This is a genomic window from Pseudonocardia sp. GCM10023141, from assembly GCF_042653605.1.
Genome location: NZ_JBHSIR010000029.1, coordinates 50,359 through 68,310 on the forward strand (window position 1 = coordinate 50,359; position 17,952 = coordinate 68,310).

Consider the following 17,952-nt stretch of genomic DNA (forward strand, 5'->3'; position numbering starts at 1 on the left):
TACTGCTGAGTGCTTACTGCAGCGGGATGTCCTTGCCCTGCTCGTCGTCGGGGCGCGTGCCGAAGATGCGCCGCTCGCTCTCGTCGATGGCCACGTCGTTGATGCTGGCCTCCCGGCGCGCCATCAGGCCGTGCTCGTCGAACTCCCACAGCTCGTTGCCGTAGCTGCGCCACCACTGGCCGTTCTTGTCGTGGCTCTCGTACTGGAACCGGACGGCGATGTGGTTGCCGTCGAAGGACCAGAGCGCCTTGCGCAGTGCGTAGTCGAGCTCGCGCTCCCACTTGTCGGTGAGCAGCTCGACGATCGCGGCCCGGCCGGTGACGAACCGGTCGCGGTTGCGCCACACGGAGTCCTCCGTGTACGCGAGCGAGACCTTCTCCGGGTCGCGGGTGTTCCAGGCGTTCTCCGCGCCCTGCACCTTCTGCAGTGCGGTCTCGCGGGTGAACGGCGGGAAGGGCGGTCGATCCGACATGTCACAGTCCTTTTGCAGCGGCGAGAACGTGCGTTCTCCGGTAGCGTAGAGAACGTGCGTTCTCCGGGTCAAGAACCAGCCGTGCAGGACCGGCTGCTCGACGCCGCCGACGAGCTCTTCTACGCCCGCGGCGTGCAGGGTGTGGCGATGGACGAGTTGCGGTCGGCCTCCGGGCTGTCACTCAAGCGGGTCTACGGGCTCTACCCGTCGAAGGAACAGCTGGTGAAGGCGTGGTTGGAGCGCCGCGACACCCGGTGGCGGGGGCGCCTCGCCGCGTCCGTCGAGCGGGTGGCCGACGTCGCGCAGCGCCCGCTCGCGGTGTTCGACTGGCTGCACGAGTGGTTCTCCGAGCCCGGTTTCCGCGGCTGCGCGTGGATCAATACTTTCGGTGAGCTCGGCTCCACGTCCACGGTGGTGGCGCAGCAGGCCCGCAGCCACAAGGCGGCGTTCCGCGCCTACCTCGGCGAGCTGGTGGCGGCCGCGGGCCTCCCGGACACCGTCGCCGACCACCTGCTGCTGCTGGCCGAGGGCGCGATGGTCACGGCGTCGATCTTCGACGACCCCGCGGCGGCGTGGCGGGCGCGGGCGGCGGCGGCGGTGCTCATCGCTGCGGTGTAGCGGCCAGCTCCACGACCTCGGCGGGGGAGAGGGCGCGGCCCGCGCGGTGCCGTGCCGTGAAGCGCTCGACACCCAGCGCCGTGAGGGTGGCGGCCTGCCAGCGGTCGCTGAGCTCCTGCCAGGACGCGAACACGCGGGTCCCGACCTGCTCGCTCAACGCGTCGATCGCGCCGTAGAGCGAGGCGGCGCGGTCGTGGTCACCGCGTTGCGCCGCCACATCCGCGAGGTGGGTGAGCTGGTGGACCATGCCCCACGTGTCGCCGAGCTCGCCGAGCACCGCGACGGAGCGGGTCAGCAGCGCGTCGGCGCGCTCCGCGGCACCCAGCACCGCGGCGACCCGCCCGTGCACGCCCAGCGCGACGCCCAGCAGCCAGGCCGCGCCCCGCGCCTCGATCACCGGTAGCTGCGCGGTCAGCAGGGCGTCGGCGTCGGTCATCGCCCCGGCGGCGATGGCGACGTGGGCGCGCCCGATCACCGCGCCGGAGGCGGCGTGCCCGGTCGGGTCGCCTGCCGCGTCGAGCTTGGCCGCCGCGGCCGCGGGCCGCCCGCGGTAGATCTCGGCGAGCGCGCCCCAGATCAGCGCCCAGCCGCGGCCCTCGGCGTCCGGGGCGAGGTGCGCCGCGGCAGCGAAGTGCTCCACGGCCTCGTCGTTGGCCCCCCGGGGCAGTGCCGTGCTCCCCGCGACGGTGTGCAGCCGGGCCCGGGTCCCGGCCTCGCGATCGGGAGCGGCGGCCAGTCCCGCGAGTGCCAGCGCGTGCGGGTCGCGCAGGTGTCCGCGCACCACCCAGAACAGTGACGATCCGCTGCAGGCGGCCGCGAGCTCGTCGATGTGGCCGCTGTCGAGCAGGTGCCGCAGCGCCGCGCGGATGTTGTCGTGGTCGGCCTCCAGCTCGTCCAGCGCGTCGGCGGCGTCGGGCCCGAGCAGCCGGGGCTCCGCGGCCGCGGCCAGCGCAGCGAACATCGTGGCGTGCCGGTCGAGGCCCGGCCCGCGTTCATCGTGGCGGGACAGCTCGTGGAGCGCGAAGGCTCGCACCGTCTCGAGGATCGTGAAGCGGGGTTCGACCGCCGTCGGGTCGCGGGCGATCAGGCTGTTGTCAAGCAGGGCGCGGTGCCCGTCGAGGGTGTCGGCCTCGCTCATCCGGGACAGCTCCGCGGCGGCGCGGAGCGTCCAGCCGCCCGCGAACAGCGCGACGTGGCGCAGCAGCGCCTGCTCGGCCAGGGTGAGGAGGTCGTAGCTCCAGCCGACGGTGGCCCGCAGCGTCTGCTGGTGCGCAGGGGCGTCGCGGGCCCCGCTCGCCACCCCGAGCAGGACGGTGTCGAGCCTGCTCAGCAGCTGGCTGGGGGTGAGCAGCCGGGTCTGCGCGGCGGCCAGCTCGATCGCGAGCGGCAGGTGGTCCAGGCGCGCGCACAGCTGCGCGATCGGCCCGGGCTCGGCGACGGTGGCACCGGCCTGGGCCGCGCGCTCCACGAACAGCTCCCCGGCCACGTCGGGTGCCAGCGCCGCGACGGCGTGCACGTGCTCCCCGCGGATCCGCAGCGGCGCCCGGCTGGTGACCAGCACGCGGACGCCCCCGGTCGCGGCCACGAGCGCGGCGATGTCGGGCGCGGCGTCGAGCAAGTGCTCCAGGTTGTCGAGCACGAGCAGCAGCCGCCGGGTGCGCAGGTGTGCGGCGAGCACCGCGGCCACCTCGCGGGGACCGAGTTCGCGGAGGCCCAGCGCGTGCGCGATGGCGGGGAGCACGTCCGCGGCGTCCTGCAGTGCCGCCAGCGCGACGAACGCGGCACCGCCGGGGAACTGCTCGGCAACGGCCAGCGCCAGCCGCGACTTCCCGACCCCACCCGGCCCGACCAGCGTCACGATCCGCGCGTCTGCCAGCAGCGTGACGACTCCGGTGAGGTCGGCCTCGCGACCGAGGATCGCCGACGGCGGGATCGGCAGGCGCGGCCCGGCCGCCGGTACCTGGTCGTCCCACCCGGCCCGCTCCGCGGCGGTGATGCCCAGGGCCGTCGCGAGCGCGTCGCGCGTGTGCGGATAGGGCCGCCTGCGCGCGCCACGTTCCAGCGAGCTCACGGCGTTGGCGCTGAGCCCGGCGCGCTCGGCCAGCTGCTCCTGGGTCAGCCCGGCACGCTCGCGGAAGTGGCGCAGCGAAGCGCCGAACTCCTCCGGCGCGACTCGCACACTCGCGAGTGTGTGATCGCTGTCCATGGTTGTGGGCTCCCCCTGCGCGGACGCTCGACCCCTGTCGACGAACACCCCATCATGAACTGGAGGACCACATGGCGACCACCGACCTGGACACGGTGCGCGAGCTCTACGCCGCCTTCGCCCGGCGCGACCTGGACACGATCCGAGCGGCCATCCACCCCGACTTCGTCATGCGACAGAGCGAGGTCCTGCCCTGGGGCGGGACGCACCGCGGGCCCGACGGCTTCTTCGCGTTCCTGGGCACGCTGCTGAGCCACATCGACTCGACGCTGGAGATCGAGCAGCTCTACGACTCCGGCGACCACGTCGTCGAGGTCGGGTACACCGTCGGCACGGTCCACGCGACCGGCACGCCCTACCGCATCCGTGAGGTGCACATCTGGCAGCTGCGCGAGGGCCTGCTCACCTCCTACGAGGTCCACCTCGACGTCGAGCGCATGCTGGCCGCGCTGCGCGGCGAGGTGGCGGTCGCATGACCACCATCACGAGTCGCCGGGTCGTCCACACCGATGTCGCCGCGGCCGCCGCGGTGTTCCTGGACTGGTCGCAGGACCCGCGATGGCGCTCCCAGGTCCGCCGGATGACCGTCGACGTGCCCGGTCCCGCCCGCAAGGGGCAGCAGATCGTGGAGGAGCTGCGCTTCGCGGGCATGACGTTCGTGACGCCGACCCGCATCGAGCACGCGGAGCAGACGTCGGCCCGGTGGCGCGGTGGCAGCGGTGCCGTGACCGTGTCGGGAACGCGCACGGCGAGCGCCGATGCCACCGGGAGCGTCACGCTCGTCGCCTCCGTCGACGTGGCGCTGCGCGGGCCGCTGCGCCCGCTGACGGCCCTGCTGGCGCCGATGTACCGCCAGCAGCAGGAGCGCGACCTCGACAACCTCGTGGCGCTGCTGACCGGGGTGGCCTTGGCCTGAACGCTTTTGCGACCGCGGTTCCCGACCTGACACTGTGAGGCCGTGTGGGGGAACGGCAAGGGGCATGTGGAACCGGGGAGGGCGGCGCTGCGGGGGCCGGTGGGCTACCTGTGGTGGCTCGTCGTCCGCCAGTGGCCGCGGGTGGTGGCGGGTGCGGTGCTCGGCAGCGTCTGGATGGTGCTGCTGACCGCGGCGCCCTACGTCCTGTCCCGGGCCATCGACGACGGCCTGACGCCGGGTGATTTCCCGGTGCTGGCGGGGTGGGCCGCGGCGCTGCTGGGCGTCGGGATCCTCGATGCCTGGCTGGGGATCATGCGCCACCGCACGATGACCCGCGTCCGGATGGACGCCAACCTGCGCACGGTGCGCGTCCTGATCGGGCAGTCGGTGCGGCTCGGAGCGGCGCTGCAGCGCCACGCCACCACCGGTGGCGTGGCCACGATCGGCACCGGCGACGTCCGGGTCATCTCACAGGCGCTCACGGTCACCGGCCCCGGGGTCGGCGCGGTGATCACCTGCGTGGTGGTGGCGGCACTGCTGTTCGCGGTGTCGGGGCTGCTGGCGGTCGTCGTGCTCGTGGGCGTGCCGCTGCTCCTGCTCGTGATCGGCCCGCTGCTGGGCAGGCTGCACGGTGCGACGACCACCTACCGCACCCGGCAGGGCATGCTGACCACCCGCTTCGTCGACATGGCATGCGGGCTGCGCATCCTCTCCGGGCTGGGCGGCAAGGACGTCGTCCGGCAGCGGTACCGGCAGGAGTCGCGGGCCATGCTGGACGACGGCTACCGCGTCGGGGACGCCACCAGCTGGATCGAGGCCGTCGGCGCCGGGCTGCCCGCACTGTTCCTGGCCGCGGTCACCTGGCTGGCCGCGCGGATGGTGGCGCAGGGTGGCATCTCGGTGGGCGAGCTGGTGGCGGTCTACGGCTACGTCGCGGTGCTGGGGTTGCCCGTGGCGTTCCTCATCGAGGGCGCCTCGGACACCAGCCGGGCGCTGGTCGCGGCCCGGCACGTCGTCGCGTTCCTGAACCTGCAACCCGACCGCGCGGGCGACGGTGACGCGCCGCGCACACCGTCGGTGCTGCACGATCCCGCCTCCGGGGTCACGGTCCACCCGGGGCGGCTGACCGCGCTGGTCAGCGCGCGGACGGCCGACGCGGTCGCGGTGATCGACCGGTTGGGCGGGTTCGTCGCAGGGGACGCGACGTGGGGTGGGATCGCGCTGGCCGGGATCGCGCCGCGCCGGATACGCGAGCGGATCCTCGTGGCCGACGCGGAGGCCGACCTGTTCGCCGGGCCGCTGCGCGAGGTCGTGGCCGGGCACCGCGACCCCGATTGCACCGACGGCGCCGACGAGGCGGCGCTCGCGCGGGCGGTGCACACCGCCATGGCCGATGACGTCGTCGCCGGGCTGCCGGCGGGCCTCGACGCGGTCATCGACGCGCAGGGGCTCAACCTCTCCGGTGGGCAGCGCCAGCGGGTGCGGCTGGTGCGCGCGCTGCTGGCCGATCCCGAGGTGCTCATGGCCGTGGAGCCGACATCGGCGCTCGACGCGCACACCGAGGCCGCCGTCGCGGCCCGCCTGCGGGAGGATCGGGCCGGGCGCACCACCGTCGTCACCAGCACCTCGCCCCTGCTGCTGACCCACGCCGACACCGTCCACTACCTGACGGACGGGCGGATCGCCGCCACCGGCACCCATCGCGAGCTGCTGGCCGCCAGTCCCGGGTACCGGCAGCTCGTGTCGCGCGGCAGTGCTGAAGACGGGGCCGAGGACAGCACCGAGAACGGGGCCGCATGACGTCGCGGGAGCTCCCCGTCGCCGCCCCCGCGGCGGTGCGCCGGGCCGCGGTCGCCCTGATCCGGCGCGACGGTCGCCCGTTCGTCCTGATGCTCGCGCTCAACGCGCTGGCCGCGGCGGCGGGGCTGGCCGGGCCGTGGCTGCTCGGGCGGATCGTCGACGCGGTCGGCGGCGGCGCGGGTGTCGACACCGTCGACCGGCTCGCCCTGGCGATCGTCGGCTTCGTCGCCGCGCAGATCCTGCTGACCCGCTACGCCCGCGTCGTCGCGCACCGCATCGGCGAGCGGACGCTGTGGCGCATCCGCGACCAGCTCGTCGACCGCGTGCTGGCGCTGCCGTCGGCGGTGGTCGAGCGCGCGGGCACCGGCGACCTGACCGCACGCGGCACCTCCGACGCCACCGCCGTCGGCACCACCCTGCGCGACGCCGGCCCCGACGTGCTGATCGCGAGCATGCAGGTGCTGTTCATCCTCGGCGCGATCGTCGTGATCAACCCGCTGCTCGGGGCGTGCGGGCTGCTCGGACTGCTCGGCATGTGGTGGGCCACGCGCTGGTACCTGCGTCGCGCCCCCGCGGGCTACCTCGACGAAGGCCGGGCGAACTCGGCGATAGCCGAGCAGCTGACCGCCACCGCGACGGGTGCCCGCACGATCGAGGCTCATCGGCTGCAGGAGCGTCGGATCGCGACGGCCGAGGCCGCGATCGCGCAGGCCCGCGCCACCCGGCTGCACACGTTGTACCTGCGCACCGTCCTGTTCCCGGCGGTCGCCGTGTCCTACGTCGTGCCGGTCGTCACGGTGCTGCTGGTGGGTGGGCTGCTGCGCAGCAGCGACATCGTCAGCCTGGGCTCGGTGGTGGCCGCCGCGCTGTACCTGCGCCAGCTCGCGGGGCCGCTGGACATCATCCTGGTCCGCGTCGAGGAGGTGCAGAGCAGCGGCGCGTCGTTCGCCCGCGTCGAGGGGCTCGCCGCCGCACCCGCGGTGGCGACCGCGACCGCGCCGGAACCCGCCGGGAACCGGATCGAGGTCACCGGCGTGCGCTACGGGTACGCCGGATCGCGCGACGTGCTGCACGGCGTCGACCTGACCGTCCAGCCGGGGGAGCGGCTCGCGATCGTCGGGCCCTCGGGCGCCGGGAAGACCACCCTGAGCCGGTTGCTGGCCGGCATCGACGCGCCGCGAGCGGGCACCGTGACCGTCGGCGGCGTCCCGGTCGCGCGGCTGGACGGCGAGCAGCTGCGTCGCCACATCGTCCTCGTCACCCAGGAGCACCACGTCTTCCTCGGCACGGTCCGCGACAACCTGCTCATCGCCGGCCCGGCCGCCACCGACGCCGAGCTGACCGCCGCACTGCTCGCGGTCGGCGCCGACTGGGCACAGCTGGACACCGACGTCGGCGCCGGGGGCGTCGTGCTCGACGGCTCGCAGGCACAGCAGCTCGCGCTCGCGCGGGTGGTGCTCGCCGACCCGCACACCGTGATCCTCGACGAGGCCACCGCCCTGCTGGACCCCCGGACCGCGCGCCACACCGAGCGGGCGCTGGCGGCGGTGCTCGCGGGGCGCACCGTCATCGCGATCGCGCACCGCCTGCACACCGCGCACGACGCCGACCGGGTCGCGGTGCTGGAGGACGGCAGGCTCACCGAGCTGGGCACCCACGACGAGCTCGTCGCCGCGGACCAGGCCTACGCAGCGCTGTGGCACTCCTGGCAGGGGTGACCGGGCTATTGGACGTCCGGGTCGGGGCACAGCAGGTAGGTCACCTCGGTCTCGAGCAGCGCAGGATCGCTGTACCAGTGCCCGTAGATCTCCCAGCGCGGTCCGGGCAGCCGCTCGTCGTGCGCGGCCGCCCACTGGAGGACGGCGTCGTGCGCCGCGCCCACGGTCTCGTACGGCCCGCGGTGGACGGTGGTGGCCACCCGCCCGCCGGGCAGCTCCGAGCGGGTCACCCGACCGTCGAGGCGGGCCGGGTGCTCCAGCAGCACCCCGACCTCGACGTGGGGCTGGTTGTCGAGGTAGAGCATCACGTTGCGGCCGGTGCGTCCGTCACCGAACCAGTGGACCTCGCGGTGCACCTCGTCGAGCAGGGCCTTCCACAGGCCGCCGAACTCCGGCCAGGTGGTGGCAGCGGCGAGCACCGCCGTCGGCTGCGCGTCCGCCACGGCGGAGTGGATCACATAGCCCATGTCACCGTCCATGGCCTGCTTCTACAGCGCCGGCCGCCGTTCGTCCAGACCGTCGCGGTCAGCCGGCCAGGGTGAGGATCGCGAACGACTCCGGCGGCAGCGCGATGGCATCCTCCTCACCCTGCACGGGTTCGGACGCGAGCAGGATGCGGCCGATGTGCCCGATCAGGGTGACGGTGACGGGCTCGGGACCCAGGTTGGCGATGAGCCGCAGGCTGCCGCGATGCAGGACGACGGTGCGCGCGCCCTCGTCGATGTCCATGTCGACCTCGTCGAGCCACGGGTCCGACAGCTCCGGCCACGCGCGCCGCAACGCGATCAGCTCGCGGTACAGGCGCAGCAGCGTGGCATGGGGCTCCTGCTCCTGCTCGGTCCAGTCGAGCTTCGAGTCGAGGAAGGTGCTCTCGGCGTTGGGGTCGGGCACGTCGACGTCGCCCCAGCCGTGCTCGGCGAACTCCGCGGTGCGGCCCTTGCGGACGGCCTCGCGCAGCTTCTCGTCGGGGAAGTAGGAGAAGAACTGCCACGGGGTGCGCGCCCCCCACTCCTCGCCCATGAACAGCATCGGGGTGAAGGGCGAGCAGAGCACGAGCGCTGCGCCGCACGCGAGCAGGCCCGGTGACAGCGTGGCGGTGAGCCGGTCGCCGGTGGCGCGGTTGCCGATCTGGTCGTGGTTCTGCAGGTAGGCGAGGAACCGGTGGCCCGGGACGCGGCGGGTGTCGACGGGTGCGCCGTGGTTGCGCTGCCGGAAGCTCGACCAGGTGTCCTCGTGCAGGAACGCGCGGCAGAAGACGTGGGCGAGCCCGGTCAGCCCGGCCGTCGCGAAGTCGGCGTAGTAGCCCTGGGACTCGCCGGTGAGCGTGGTGTGCAGGCAGTGGTGGATGTCGTCGCACCACTGGGCGTGCAGGCCGTTGCCGCCGCCCTCACGGGCGGTGACGGTCTTCGGGTCGTTCAGGTCGGACTCCGCGATGAGCGACAGCGGCCGCCCGACGTGCGCCGAGAGCGCCTCCACCTCGACGGCGAGCTGCTCGAGGACGTGGACGGCCCGGGTGTCGCGCAGCGCGTGCACGGCGTCGATGCGCAGCCCGTCGACGTGGAAGTCGCGCAGCCACATCAGCGCGTTGTCGATCATGAAGCGGCGCACGGTGTCGGAGTGCTGCCCGTCGAGGTTGAGCGACGGGCCCCAGATGTTGCTGCCCGCGAAGTACGGCCCGAACCGGTCGAGGTAGGCCCCGGACGGGCCGAGGTGGTTGTAGACGACGTCGAGGACGACACCCATCCCGCGCGCGTGGCAGGCGTCGACGAACCTCTTGAACGCGTCGGGGCCGCCGTAGTTCTCGGTGACGGCGTACCAGCCGACGCCGTCGTAGCCCCAGTTGCGCGGGCCGTCGACCGCGTTGACGGGCAGGACCTCGACCATGTCGATGCCGAGGTTGGAGAGGTGGTCGAGCCGCTCGATCGCCGCGTCGAACGTGCCGTCGGGGGTGAACGTGCCGATGTGCAGCTCGTAGAGGACGCTGCCGGGCAGCTGCCGACCGGTCCACGAACGATCGGTCCAGAAGAAGCTGTCCTGGTCATAGACCCGCGACGCACCGTGCACGCCGGTGGGCTGCCACAGCGAGCGAGGGTCGGGCAGCGGCGTCGGGTCGTCGTCGACGAGGAACGCGTAGGCGACCCCCGCAGCCGCGTCCCCGACCGTCCGCCGCCACCAGCCGGCGTCGTCGCGCGTCATCACCTGGGTCTTGCCGTCGACCAGTACCCGTACCTTGTCCCGCTGCGGCGCCCACACCGCGAAATCAGCCACCTGGAGATCCTGCCGGTTCCGGCGGTGACACGCGCGGGGGGACGGGTGTGAGCAAGGGAGCGCTCCTTGTTCATGCAGCGCGTCGCAGGTGCGTGGCGGGGTTGCGCCGCGGGATCTGCTGGGGGTCGATCCATGCGGGTGGGATGAACTCGGGCAGGCCGTCGCGGATGCGGATGATCCAGTCGCTGTCGTGTTGCAGGCGGTGGTGGGCTTTGCACAGCAGGACGCAGTTGTCGAGGCTGGTGTCACCGCCGTGTTCCCAGTAGTGGATGTGGTGGCCGTCGCACCAGGAGGGTGGTCGGTCGCAGCCGGGCCAGGCGCAGCCGTGGTCGCGGATGATCAGGGCTTTGCGGATGGCGTCGGGGATGGTGCGGGTGGAGCGGCCGATGTCGAGGAGTTGGCTGCTGCCGCCGAGGACGGTGGGGATGATCCCGGAGTCGCAGGCCAGGATCCGGAGTTCCTTGGCGGTGAGTGCGCCGCCGAATTCGAGCATCGCCGCCCGGGCGCGGTTCTCCAGGTCGTCACACGTGCGGTCGGTGTCCGCCGCGGTGGGGGACGTCGCCGTGGTCGAGGACGAACCCGCAAACATCAGCCAGCGCATCTGCCTGGCGCTGGCCGATCGTGCGGAGGTCTTCTTTGCCGAGGGGCTTGGACTTGGCGTCGAGGAGTGCGGCGATCGTGGCGAACTTCAATGCGCTGTCGATCCGGCCGGTGATGGTGCCGCCGGTCCCGTCCTTGTTGGGCCGGATCTGCAGGTCATCAACGGGTTCCGGATCCCGGTCGTCGGGCTCAGGGCCGTCCTGGTCGAGCAGGGTGATCAGCTCGGTGCCGTGGCGGAACAACCGATCCGGCGTCGTCGTCGCGGCGGTCGCGGCCAACTCGGCCTCGACCACGGCGAGGTCGCTGGTGCTGACCCGCGATGCGGCCGAGCTCGACAGCACCTTGGCGATGACTTCGACGTGACGCAAGGTCGCCTGTCCGGCGTGGAACGCCGCTGCGGTGGCCGGCAACAAGGCCGGCAGTATGGCGCCGTCGAGGGAGACGCGTGGGCAGACTTGTTCAGCGGCCATCGAATGGCGGCGGGCTTCGGCCCATTCGAACCCGAGCTGATCGACCAGGGCCCGGTTGGCCGACTTGTAGCCGCGCTCGACGAACGCGCCCCGCCGCTGCAGCTCGGCCACGGTGTCGACCATGAGCACGGTCAGCTGCCGCCGGACTCCTTCGCTGACCCGCAGCGCGGCGAGGCGCTCGTCATCGCTGCCGTGCTCGACCACGGATCGCAGCGCAGCGGTCGCCTCGGCAAGGAGGCGATGCGCGTCGGCGACGGTAGCGAGGGACATGACCTCATCATACTCGAACATACGTTCGATCACTAGCTGTTCGAGGAGTGTTTGTGCAGATCAGAGGTCATGCGTGTCGTATCGGCCGTGCGCGCAGCGCGCACACCGGGTGCAGAGTGCTCTCCCGTCGACCTGGCGAAGCCCGATCATGCGGCCGCCCTACGGGCAGCCAGGACCCACAGTCGGACTGTTCTCAGGCCTGCCGGTGGGGTGGTCGCGTGATAGCCCTCTGGGAGGTCGGCGGGAGGGCGCGACCCTCTCGGAGATCTGCCCCGCCGGCGAGGCGGCACGAAAGCCAGGGCACGCCACCCACCCGCACCTGACCGGCGGCAAGCCGGGGCACGCCACCCAACTGCACCTGACCGGTGTCGATTGACAGACCGGCGGCAAAGCCGGGGCCGCCCGCCCAACGCGACCCGACAGACCCATGAATCCAAGCACCCGCCAACCCCAACTCGCGGTGCAGTCTGTCGCAACTCGCGGGTCCATCTGTCACAACTCGCGGGCCCATTGGTCCCGACTCGCGCCGCGACCTGCACCATCGCCCGTCAAGGCCCCACGACCGTGTCGAGATCGCGAAACCACCGTGCTCAAACGGCGAAATCAGCGCGTTGGAACGGCGAAATCGCCGGGCCGGGGGCCGTCCGTCCCGACTCGCGGGCCATCTGTCCCGACTCGCGCAGGGACCCGGCCCCCGCTACGGCGCGATCACCACGCCGCGGTCGCGGATCCGGTCCCACAGCTCGAAGGGGATGTCGGCGAACGCGAAGACGTCATCGACGGTGGCGAACGTCAGCCCGGCGGCCCGGGTCTCGGCGATCAGCGTGGCGGCGTCGAGGTCGATGTCGCACGCCTGCGCGATCACCTCGGCCGGGGCGCTGTTGAGGTCGACGAGTCCGCCGTCGTCGTAGGTGCGCGACAGATCGGGGCGACCGATGTGCAACTCCCGCGCCATCCGCGGGTCGGCGGCGGCGAGGGCGCGCGCGTCCTCGCGCCGCGTCCTGGCGGCGAGGACCGCGGCGACGGCGGGGTCGGGCGCGGGTTTCGGATGTCGGGGCACCGGCCCGAGGGATCCGGCATAGAGGCTGCGGTGGAGCACGACGGAGTGCACGGCTCCCACGAACAGCGGGAGCACGGCGAAGACCCCGAGGGGGACCTGGTTGCCGGCCAGGACCACCAGCGCGACGTCGGCGGCACCGTAGACCCCCGCCCAGACCCACCGGATCGGGCGCCGGGTCCGGTAGGCGGCGTCCAGGAACGGGACGAAGCTGAGCAGGCCCAGCGACGCGACAACGACCGGCAGGTACCAGCCGCCGTTCACGAGCCACCGGGTGAACCCCGATCGTGGTGTGGTCATCGTTCCCCCAACGGGCCGGTTCCGCGGGCGACGCTACCGGCGGGGGCGCCACCCGTGACAGCGTGGAGTTACGGATGTGGAGTCACGGATACCGACCCGACCCTCAGGCCGGCCGCACCAGCAGCGCGACGGGGTAGTGGCGCAGCAGTTCGGCCAGCCGCGGGGCGGTGCCGTTGACGGCTGCCCCGGTGATGACGTCGTGCCAGTCGGCGGCGCCGTCGGGCAGCGGGAGCACCGTGTCGGCCCAGCCGCCACCGGCGGCCAGCCCGATGGGCAGGCGGGTGGCCACCGCCACCAGCGACGCCGAGCGCGCGAACGCCACCGCGTGCGCGGCGGCCGGGCCGTCGGCGGTGAGCGCCCGGTAGCCGCGGAACACCTCGGGGCGGTAGCGGCGCAGGCGCAGCGCGTTGGCGGTGACCAGCAGCTTCGCCGCGCCGGTGGCGTCGATCGGTGGCAGCGGCGACTCGTCGATCCGCGCGAGCAGCTCCTTGCGCCGCGCCCAGTCGACGGGGCGGCGGTTGTCGGGGTCGACGAGCGAGTACTCGAACAGCTCGGTGCCCTGGTAGACGTCGGGAATGCCCGGCCCGGCGAGCTGCAGCAGCTTCTGGCCGAGCGAGTTGGACCAGCCCGGGTAGCTGATGCGGGCGACGAACGCCTCGATCTCGGCCACCAGCTCGGCGTCGGCCAGCACGGCGGCTGGCCAGGCGGCGATCGCGGCGTCGATCTCGGGCACGGCGTCGACGTGGCTGGTGACGAGCTTGGCCTCCTTCGACGCCTTGCCCAGGTAGGCCGCGAACCGCTCGGCGGAGATCGGCCAGGCGCCGACGAGGTTCTGCCATGCCAGCAGCTCCAGCGACCGCTCCGGCAGCGGGTGGGCCGCCGACCAGCGGCGCAACACTGCGGCCCACTCGCCGGGGATCTCGGCGAGCACGGCCAGCCGCGCCCGGACGTCCTCGGAGCGCTTGGTGTCGTGGGTGGACAGCGTGGTCATGGTGGCGGGCCGGCTCGCCTGCCGCGCGGCAAGCGCGGCGTGGAACTGCTCGACGCCGATGCCGAACCGCGACGGGTCGCCGCCCACCTCGTTGAGCGCGACCATCCGGTTCCAGCGGTAGAACGTGGTGTCCTCCACGCCCTTCGCCATCACCATGCCCGACGTCTGCTGCACGCGGGTGGCCAGCTCGCCGTGCGGATCGGCGAGCATCGCGGCGTGGAGCCCCGCGATCGCCACGGCGAGGTCGGGGCGGTGGCTGCGCGCCACCGCGACCGCGGTGTCGAGCGCCGCGCGGCCCTCCGGCAGGTACGAGCGGTAGACGGGGAACCCGCAGAGCAGCTCGGCGACGGCGTCGAAGGGAGCCTGCGCGACGCGGGCGATCCGGCGCACCTCGGCGGCCAGTATCGTGTCGGTCATCTCGCGCCGGGCCGCGTGCTCGGCGGTGTGCAGCGCCTGCTTGCCGCCCGTGTGCTCGGCGGCCAGCTGGGTGAGCAGGCCGGCGCCCGCCGGATCGACGAACACGCCCTGGATGTCGGTGAGCGCCTCGTAGCCCGACGTGCCGTCGACCGGCCAGGACGCCGGCAGCTCCTCACCGGGGCCGAGGATCTTCTCCACGAGCAGCCAGCGGTCGGGGCCGATCGCGGCCCGCAGCCTGCGCAGGTAGCCGCCGGGATCCGACAGGCCGTCCGGGTGGTCGACGCGGATGCCGTCGACCTCGCCCGCATCCACCCAGCGCAGGATCTCGCGGTGGGTGGCCTCGAACACCTCGGGCAGCTCGACGCGCACGGCGGCGAGCGTGGAGACGTCGAAGAAACGCCGGTAGGTGAGCTCGGCGGCGCCGCGCTTCCAGGACCCGAAGCGGTAGTGCTGGCGCTCGTGCACCTCCTGCGCCGTTCCCCCTGCAGTGCCGGGCGCCACCGGGGCGGCGTGCTCGTAGTAGCGCAGCTCGGTGCCGTCGTCGGACAGCGACAGCTCCGAGAGCGCCTTCTCCTCGTCGGCGTCGAGGACGGGGAGCAGGATCGGCCCGATGGCCCAGTCGATGTCGAAGTAGCCGGCGTAGACCGACGACGGGCCGTTCTTCAGGACGTCCCACCACCACGGGTTGACCTTCGGCACGTCGACGCCCACGTGGTTGGGCACGATGTCGACGACGATCCCGAGCCCGCGCTCGCGCAGCGCGGCCACCAGCGCGCGGCGGCCCGTGTCGCCTCCGCGCTCCGCGGAGACGCGGGTGGGGTCGACCACGTCGTAGCCGTGGTTGGACCCGGCGCCCGACTCGAGCAGCGGCGACGCGTAGAGCGCCCCGACGCCGAGCGCGTCGAGGTACTCCAGCAGGCCCTGCGCATCGGCGAAGGTGGTGTCCTTCGAGAACTGGATGCGGTAGGTGGAGGAGGGGCCGCCGCTCACGCGCCCGGCTCCAGCCGCTGCAGCACCAGCACCGAACGGGCGGGCGCGGTGAACACCGAGCCACCGGCGACGGTGGGCGGATCGGCCGCCACCACGCCGGGCGCCGACGAGAGCGTGGTGACCACGCCCGCGGCGGAATCGATCACCACCGCCCACGTCGTGCCGTACTCGGTGCCGGGCAGCGTGACGTCGATGTCCTCGTAGTGGGCGTTGAGGCACAGCAGGAACGAGTCGTCGGTGACGCGATCGCCGCGGTTGTCGGGCTCGGTGATGCCGTCGCCGTTGAGGAACGCCACTACGCACTTGCCGAAGCCGGAATCCCAGTCCTGCTCCGTCATCTCCTCGCCGGAGGGCTGGAACCAGGCGATGTCGGGCAGCTCCGGAGCGCCGTCGCCCCGGCGCCGGGGCCGGGCGATCGGACGGCCCGCGAAGAAGCGGCGGCGGCGGAACACCGGGTGGGCGTGGCGCAGCGCCGTGACACCTGCGGTGAACCCGATCAGCCCGACGTTCTTCTGCGCCAGCGACCAGTCCACCCAGGCGATCTCGCTGTCCTGGCAGTAGACGTTGTTGTTGCCCTGCTGCGTGCGGCCCAGCTCATCGCCGTGCAGCAGCATCGGCACGCCCTGGCTCAGCAGCAGGGTGGTGATGAAGTTGCGCTGCTGCCGGGCCCGCAGCTCGAGCACCGCGGCGTCGTCGGTGACACCTTCGACACCGCAGTTCCAGGAGCGGTTGTGGCTCTCGCCGTCGTTGTTGCCCTCGCCGTTGGCCTCGTTGTGCTTGTCGTTGTAGGAGACGAGATCGGCGAGGGTGAACCCGTCGTGGGCCGTGACGAAGTTGATGGAAGCGAACGGGCGGCGGCCGTCGTCCTGGTAGAGGTCGGAGCTGCCGGTGATGCGCGAGGCGAACTCACCGAGCGTGCCCGGCTCGCCGCGCCAGAAGTCGCGGACCGTGTCGCGGTACTTGCCGTTCCACTCGGTCCACAGCGGTGGGAAGTTGCCCACCTGGTACCCGCCGGGGCCGACGTCCCACGGCTCGGCGATGAGCTTGGCCTGGCTGATCACGGGATCCTGCTGCACGAGGTCGAAGAACACGCTCAGCCGGTCGACGTCGTAGAACTCCCGCGCCAGCGTGGACGCCAGATCGAAGCGGAACCCGTCGACGTGCATCTCGGTGACCCAGTACCGCAGCGAGTCCATGATCAGCTGCAGGGTGTGGGGGTTGCGGACGTTGAGCGAGTTGCCGGTGCCCGTGTAATCCATGTAGTACTGCGGGTCGTCCTCGACCAGCCGGTAGTACGCGGCGTTGTCGATGCCCCGCATCGACAGCGTCGGGCCCATCTGGTTGCCCTCTGCCGTGTGGTTGTAGACCACGTCGAGGATCACCTCGATGCCGGCGTCGTGCAGATCGCGCACCATCGCCTTGAACTCCTGCACCTGGTTGCCAGGGCGGCTGTTGGGCATGGCGTACGCGTGGTGGGGAGCCAGGAACGCGACGGTGTTGTAGCCCCAGTAGTTGGAGAGGCCCTTCTCCTGCAGGTGGTGGTCGTTGAGGAACTCGTGCACGGGCATGAGCTCGACGGCCGTGACACCCAGCTGCCGGAAGTGATCGATCATCACCGGGTGCGCGAGGCCGGTGTAGGTACCGCGCAGCGGCTCCGGGATGTCGGGGTGCGCGATCGTGAGGCCCTTGACGTGGGCCTCGTAGATCACGGTCTCGTGGTAGGGGATGCGGGGGGCGCGGTCGGAACCCCAGTCGAAGTACGGGTTGACCACCACCGACTTCGGGACGTACGCGGCCGAGTCGGTGTCGCTGCGGCCGTCCGGATCGCCGAAGGGGTAGCCGAACACCGCCTCGTCCCACTCCACCGGGCCGTCGAGCGCCTTGGCGTAGGGATCGATCAGCAGCTTGGCGGGGTTGCACCGCTGCCCGGTGGCGGCGTCGAAGCCGCCCTCCACCCGGTAGCCGTAGCGCTGCCCGGGCTCGACGGTGGGCAGGTACCCGTGCCAGACGAACCCGTCGACCTCCGTGAGTGATTCGCGGTGCTCGGTGCCGTCGTCGTCGAACAGGCACAACTCGACCTTGGTGGCGACCTCCGAGAAGATCGCGAAGTTGGTGCCCGATCCGTCGTAGGTGGCCCCGAGGGGATAGGCGTGGCCCGGCCACGGCCGCATGTGCGCCCCGCCTTCAGTCTTGTGGGCGCGGCAACCGGAGGGAGTCCGGCGGCCGTGAGTACCCGATCTGTCACGTTGTCGGGGTGAGGTTACCGGGGCACCCCGACAGTCCGCCGGATGCGGCGCGTGGTCAGGCCAGGTGCGCCGGGAACCCGCCGGTGGCGACGGGTCCCCACCGGGTGGGGGTGATCCGGATCAGGGCCTTGCCCTGCGTGGTCATCGCCGCGCGGTACTCGTCCCAGTCGGGGTGCTCCCCGGAGATCGAGCGGAAGTAGTCGACGAGCGGTTCGACGGCATCGGGGAGCGTGATCAGCTCGGCGTCGCCGTCGACCTGCACCCAGGGTCCGTTGAAGTCCTCCGACAGCACGATGACCGACGCCGTGCCCTGACGCGCGACGTTGTTGGCCTTCGCCCGGCCGGGATAGGTGGAGATCACCACCCGGCCCTCGGCGTCGACGCCCGCGGTGACGGGGGAGCCCTGCGAGCTGCCGTCCCGGCGGGTCGTGAGGAGGATCATGTGGTGGCGGGTGCTCAGGAACTCGGTGAGCGCGTCGCGGTCGACGGTGGTGTTGGTGGCGATGGTTCGGGCCATAGCCATGCACGTTAGTCGGCGGCCCGGGCTAGTAGAGCGTCGCTTCTAAGATTCGGGGTAGAGGTGTCGGAGTTTGGTGCGGGCGTCGCTGGCGGT

Annotated in this window: 15 protein-coding genes; 5 read left to right on the plus strand and 10 right to left on the minus strand. The window is 72.4% G+C overall.

Features of this window, described 5'->3' with window-relative positions:
* Positions 1–13: 13 nt before the first annotated feature.
* Complete coding sequence (locus tag ACFPFQ_RS17750) at positions 14–472, minus strand: nuclear transport factor 2 family protein (protein ID WP_379620107.1); 459 nt, start codon at positions 470–472, stop codon at positions 14–16.
* Between the two features lie 81 nt (positions 473–553).
* On the opposite strand from ACFPFQ_RS17750, the gene ACFPFQ_RS17755 reads away from it, so the two are divergent.
* On the plus strand, positions 554–1,090 hold the full coding sequence (locus ACFPFQ_RS17755; protein ID WP_379620109.1) for a TetR/AcrR family transcriptional regulator: 537 nt from the start codon (positions 554–556) through the stop codon (positions 1,088–1,090).
* Here ACFPFQ_RS17755 and ACFPFQ_RS17760 read toward each other — a convergent pair.
* Complete coding sequence (locus tag ACFPFQ_RS17760) at positions 1,074–3,269, minus strand: ATP-binding protein (protein ID WP_379620111.1); 2,196 nt, start codon at positions 3,267–3,269, stop codon at positions 1,074–1,076. The genes ACFPFQ_RS17755 and ACFPFQ_RS17760 overlap by 17 nt on opposite strands.
* 98 nt (positions 3,270–3,367) lie before the next feature.
* Between ACFPFQ_RS17760 and ACFPFQ_RS17765 the strand changes: the two genes are divergently transcribed.
* Genes ACFPFQ_RS17765 through ACFPFQ_RS17780 form a run of 4 tightly spaced genes read left to right on the plus strand, consistent with a single transcriptional unit; the run spans position 3,368 to position 7,730 of the window.
* Positions 3,368–3,772, plus strand: a complete 405-nt coding sequence (locus tag ACFPFQ_RS17765) for a nuclear transport factor 2 family protein (RefSeq protein ID WP_379620113.1) — start codon at positions 3,368–3,370, stop codon at positions 3,770–3,772.
* Positions 3,769–4,212 carry an SRPBCC family protein gene (locus tag ACFPFQ_RS17770; RefSeq protein WP_379620115.1) on the plus strand — a complete coding sequence of 148 codons (444 nt, stop codon included), beginning with the start codon at positions 3,769–3,771 and terminating at the stop codon, positions 4,210–4,212. Before ACFPFQ_RS17765 ends, ACFPFQ_RS17770 begins: the two co-directional genes overlap by 4 nt.
* Before the next feature lie 42 nt (positions 4,213–4,254).
* Positions 4,255–6,012: an ABC transporter transmembrane domain-containing protein gene (locus ACFPFQ_RS17775; RefSeq protein ID WP_379620117.1), complete on the plus strand. Its 1,758-nt coding sequence runs from the start codon at positions 4,255–4,257 to the stop codon at positions 6,010–6,012.
* Complete coding sequence (locus ACFPFQ_RS17780) at positions 6,009–7,730, plus strand: ABC transporter ATP-binding protein (RefSeq protein ID WP_379620120.1); 1,722 nt, start codon at positions 6,009–6,011, stop codon at positions 7,728–7,730. The genes ACFPFQ_RS17775 and ACFPFQ_RS17780 overlap by 4 nt, the downstream gene beginning before the upstream one ends.
* Positions 7,731–7,735: 5 nt before the next feature.
* Here the strand turns inward: ACFPFQ_RS17780 and ACFPFQ_RS17785 are convergent, their stop codons facing one another.
* The 8 genes from ACFPFQ_RS17785 to ACFPFQ_RS17820 form a co-directional block, all read right to left on the minus strand.
* Positions 7,736–8,209: a GyrI-like domain-containing protein gene (locus tag ACFPFQ_RS17785; RefSeq protein ID WP_379620122.1), complete on the minus strand. Its 474-nt coding sequence runs from the start codon at positions 8,207–8,209 to the stop codon at positions 7,736–7,738.
* Between the two features lie 46 nt (positions 8,210–8,255).
* A complete protein-coding gene (gene treZ / locus ACFPFQ_RS17790) occupies positions 8,256–9,998 on the minus strand; it encodes a malto-oligosyltrehalose trehalohydrolase (protein WP_379620124.1) in 1,743 nt (580 codons plus the stop codon).
* Between the two features lie 70 nt (positions 9,999–10,068).
* Entirely contained in the window at positions 10,069–10,587 is a 519-nt protein-coding gene (locus tag ACFPFQ_RS17795) for an HNH endonuclease signature motif containing protein (protein WP_379620126.1), read from the minus strand.
* Positions 10,520–11,179, minus strand: a complete 660-nt coding sequence (locus ACFPFQ_RS17800; protein ID WP_379620128.1) for a DUF222 domain-containing protein — start codon at positions 11,177–11,179, stop codon at positions 10,520–10,522. Before ACFPFQ_RS17800 ends, ACFPFQ_RS17795 begins: the two co-directional genes overlap by 68 nt.
* Before the next feature lie 856 nt (positions 11,180–12,035).
* Positions 12,036–12,695, minus strand: a complete 660-nt coding sequence (locus ACFPFQ_RS17805; protein WP_379620130.1) for a hypothetical protein — start codon at positions 12,693–12,695, stop codon at positions 12,036–12,038.
* A 103-nt stretch (positions 12,696–12,798) separates the two neighbouring features.
* Positions 12,799–15,093 (minus strand): malto-oligosyltrehalose synthase, encoded by a 2,295-nt coding sequence (gene treY, locus ACFPFQ_RS17810; RefSeq protein ID WP_379620132.1) that lies wholly within the window; start codon positions 15,091–15,093, stop codon positions 12,799–12,801.
* Positions 15,090–17,264 (minus strand): glycogen debranching protein GlgX, encoded by a 2,175-nt coding sequence (gene glgX, locus ACFPFQ_RS17815; RefSeq protein WP_379620134.1) that lies wholly within the window; start codon positions 17,262–17,264, stop codon positions 15,090–15,092. The genes treY and glgX overlap by 4 nt, the downstream gene beginning before the upstream one ends.
* A gap of 130 nt (positions 17,265–17,394) precedes the next feature.
* A complete protein-coding gene (locus ACFPFQ_RS17820) occupies positions 17,395–17,856 on the minus strand; it encodes a PPOX class F420-dependent oxidoreductase (RefSeq protein ID WP_379620136.1) in 462 nt (153 codons plus the stop codon).
* Between the last annotated feature and the right edge of the window lie 96 nt (positions 17,857–17,952).

Bases quoted from the DNA above. Each gene is read 5' to 3' on its own strand.
- ACFPFQ_RS17750 (WP_379620107.1), bottom strand. From the start codon at position 472: ATGTCGGATCGACCGCCCTTCCCGCCGTTCACCCGCGAGACCGCACTG.
- ACFPFQ_RS17765 (WP_379620113.1), top strand. From the start codon at position 3,368: ATGGCGACCACCGACCTGGACACGGTGCGCGAGCTCTACGCCGCCTTC.
- ACFPFQ_RS17770 (WP_379620115.1), top strand. From the start codon at position 3,769: ATGACCACCATCACGAGTCGCCGGGTCGTCCACACCGATGTCGCCGCG.
- ACFPFQ_RS17780 (WP_379620120.1), top strand. From the start codon at position 6,009: ATGACGTCGCGGGAGCTCCCCGTCGCCGCCCCCGCGGCGGTGCGCCGG.
- ACFPFQ_RS17785 (WP_379620122.1), bottom strand. From the start codon at position 8,209: ATGGACGGTGACATGGGCTATGTGATCCACTCCGCCGTGGCGGACGCG.
- ACFPFQ_RS17795 (WP_379620126.1), bottom strand. From the start codon at position 10,587: ATGTTTGCGGGTTCGTCCTCGACCACGGCGACGTCCCCCACCGCGGCG.
- ACFPFQ_RS17805 (WP_379620130.1), bottom strand. From the start codon at position 12,695: ATGACCACACCACGATCGGGGTTCACCCGGTGGCTCGTGAACGGCGGC.
- glgX (WP_379620134.1), bottom strand. From the start codon at position 17,264: ATGCGGCCGTGGCCGGGCCACGCCTATCCCCTCGGGGCCACCTACGAC.
- ACFPFQ_RS17820 (WP_379620136.1), bottom strand. From the start codon at position 17,856: ATGGCCCGAACCATCGCCACCAACACCACCGTCGACCGCGACGCGCTC.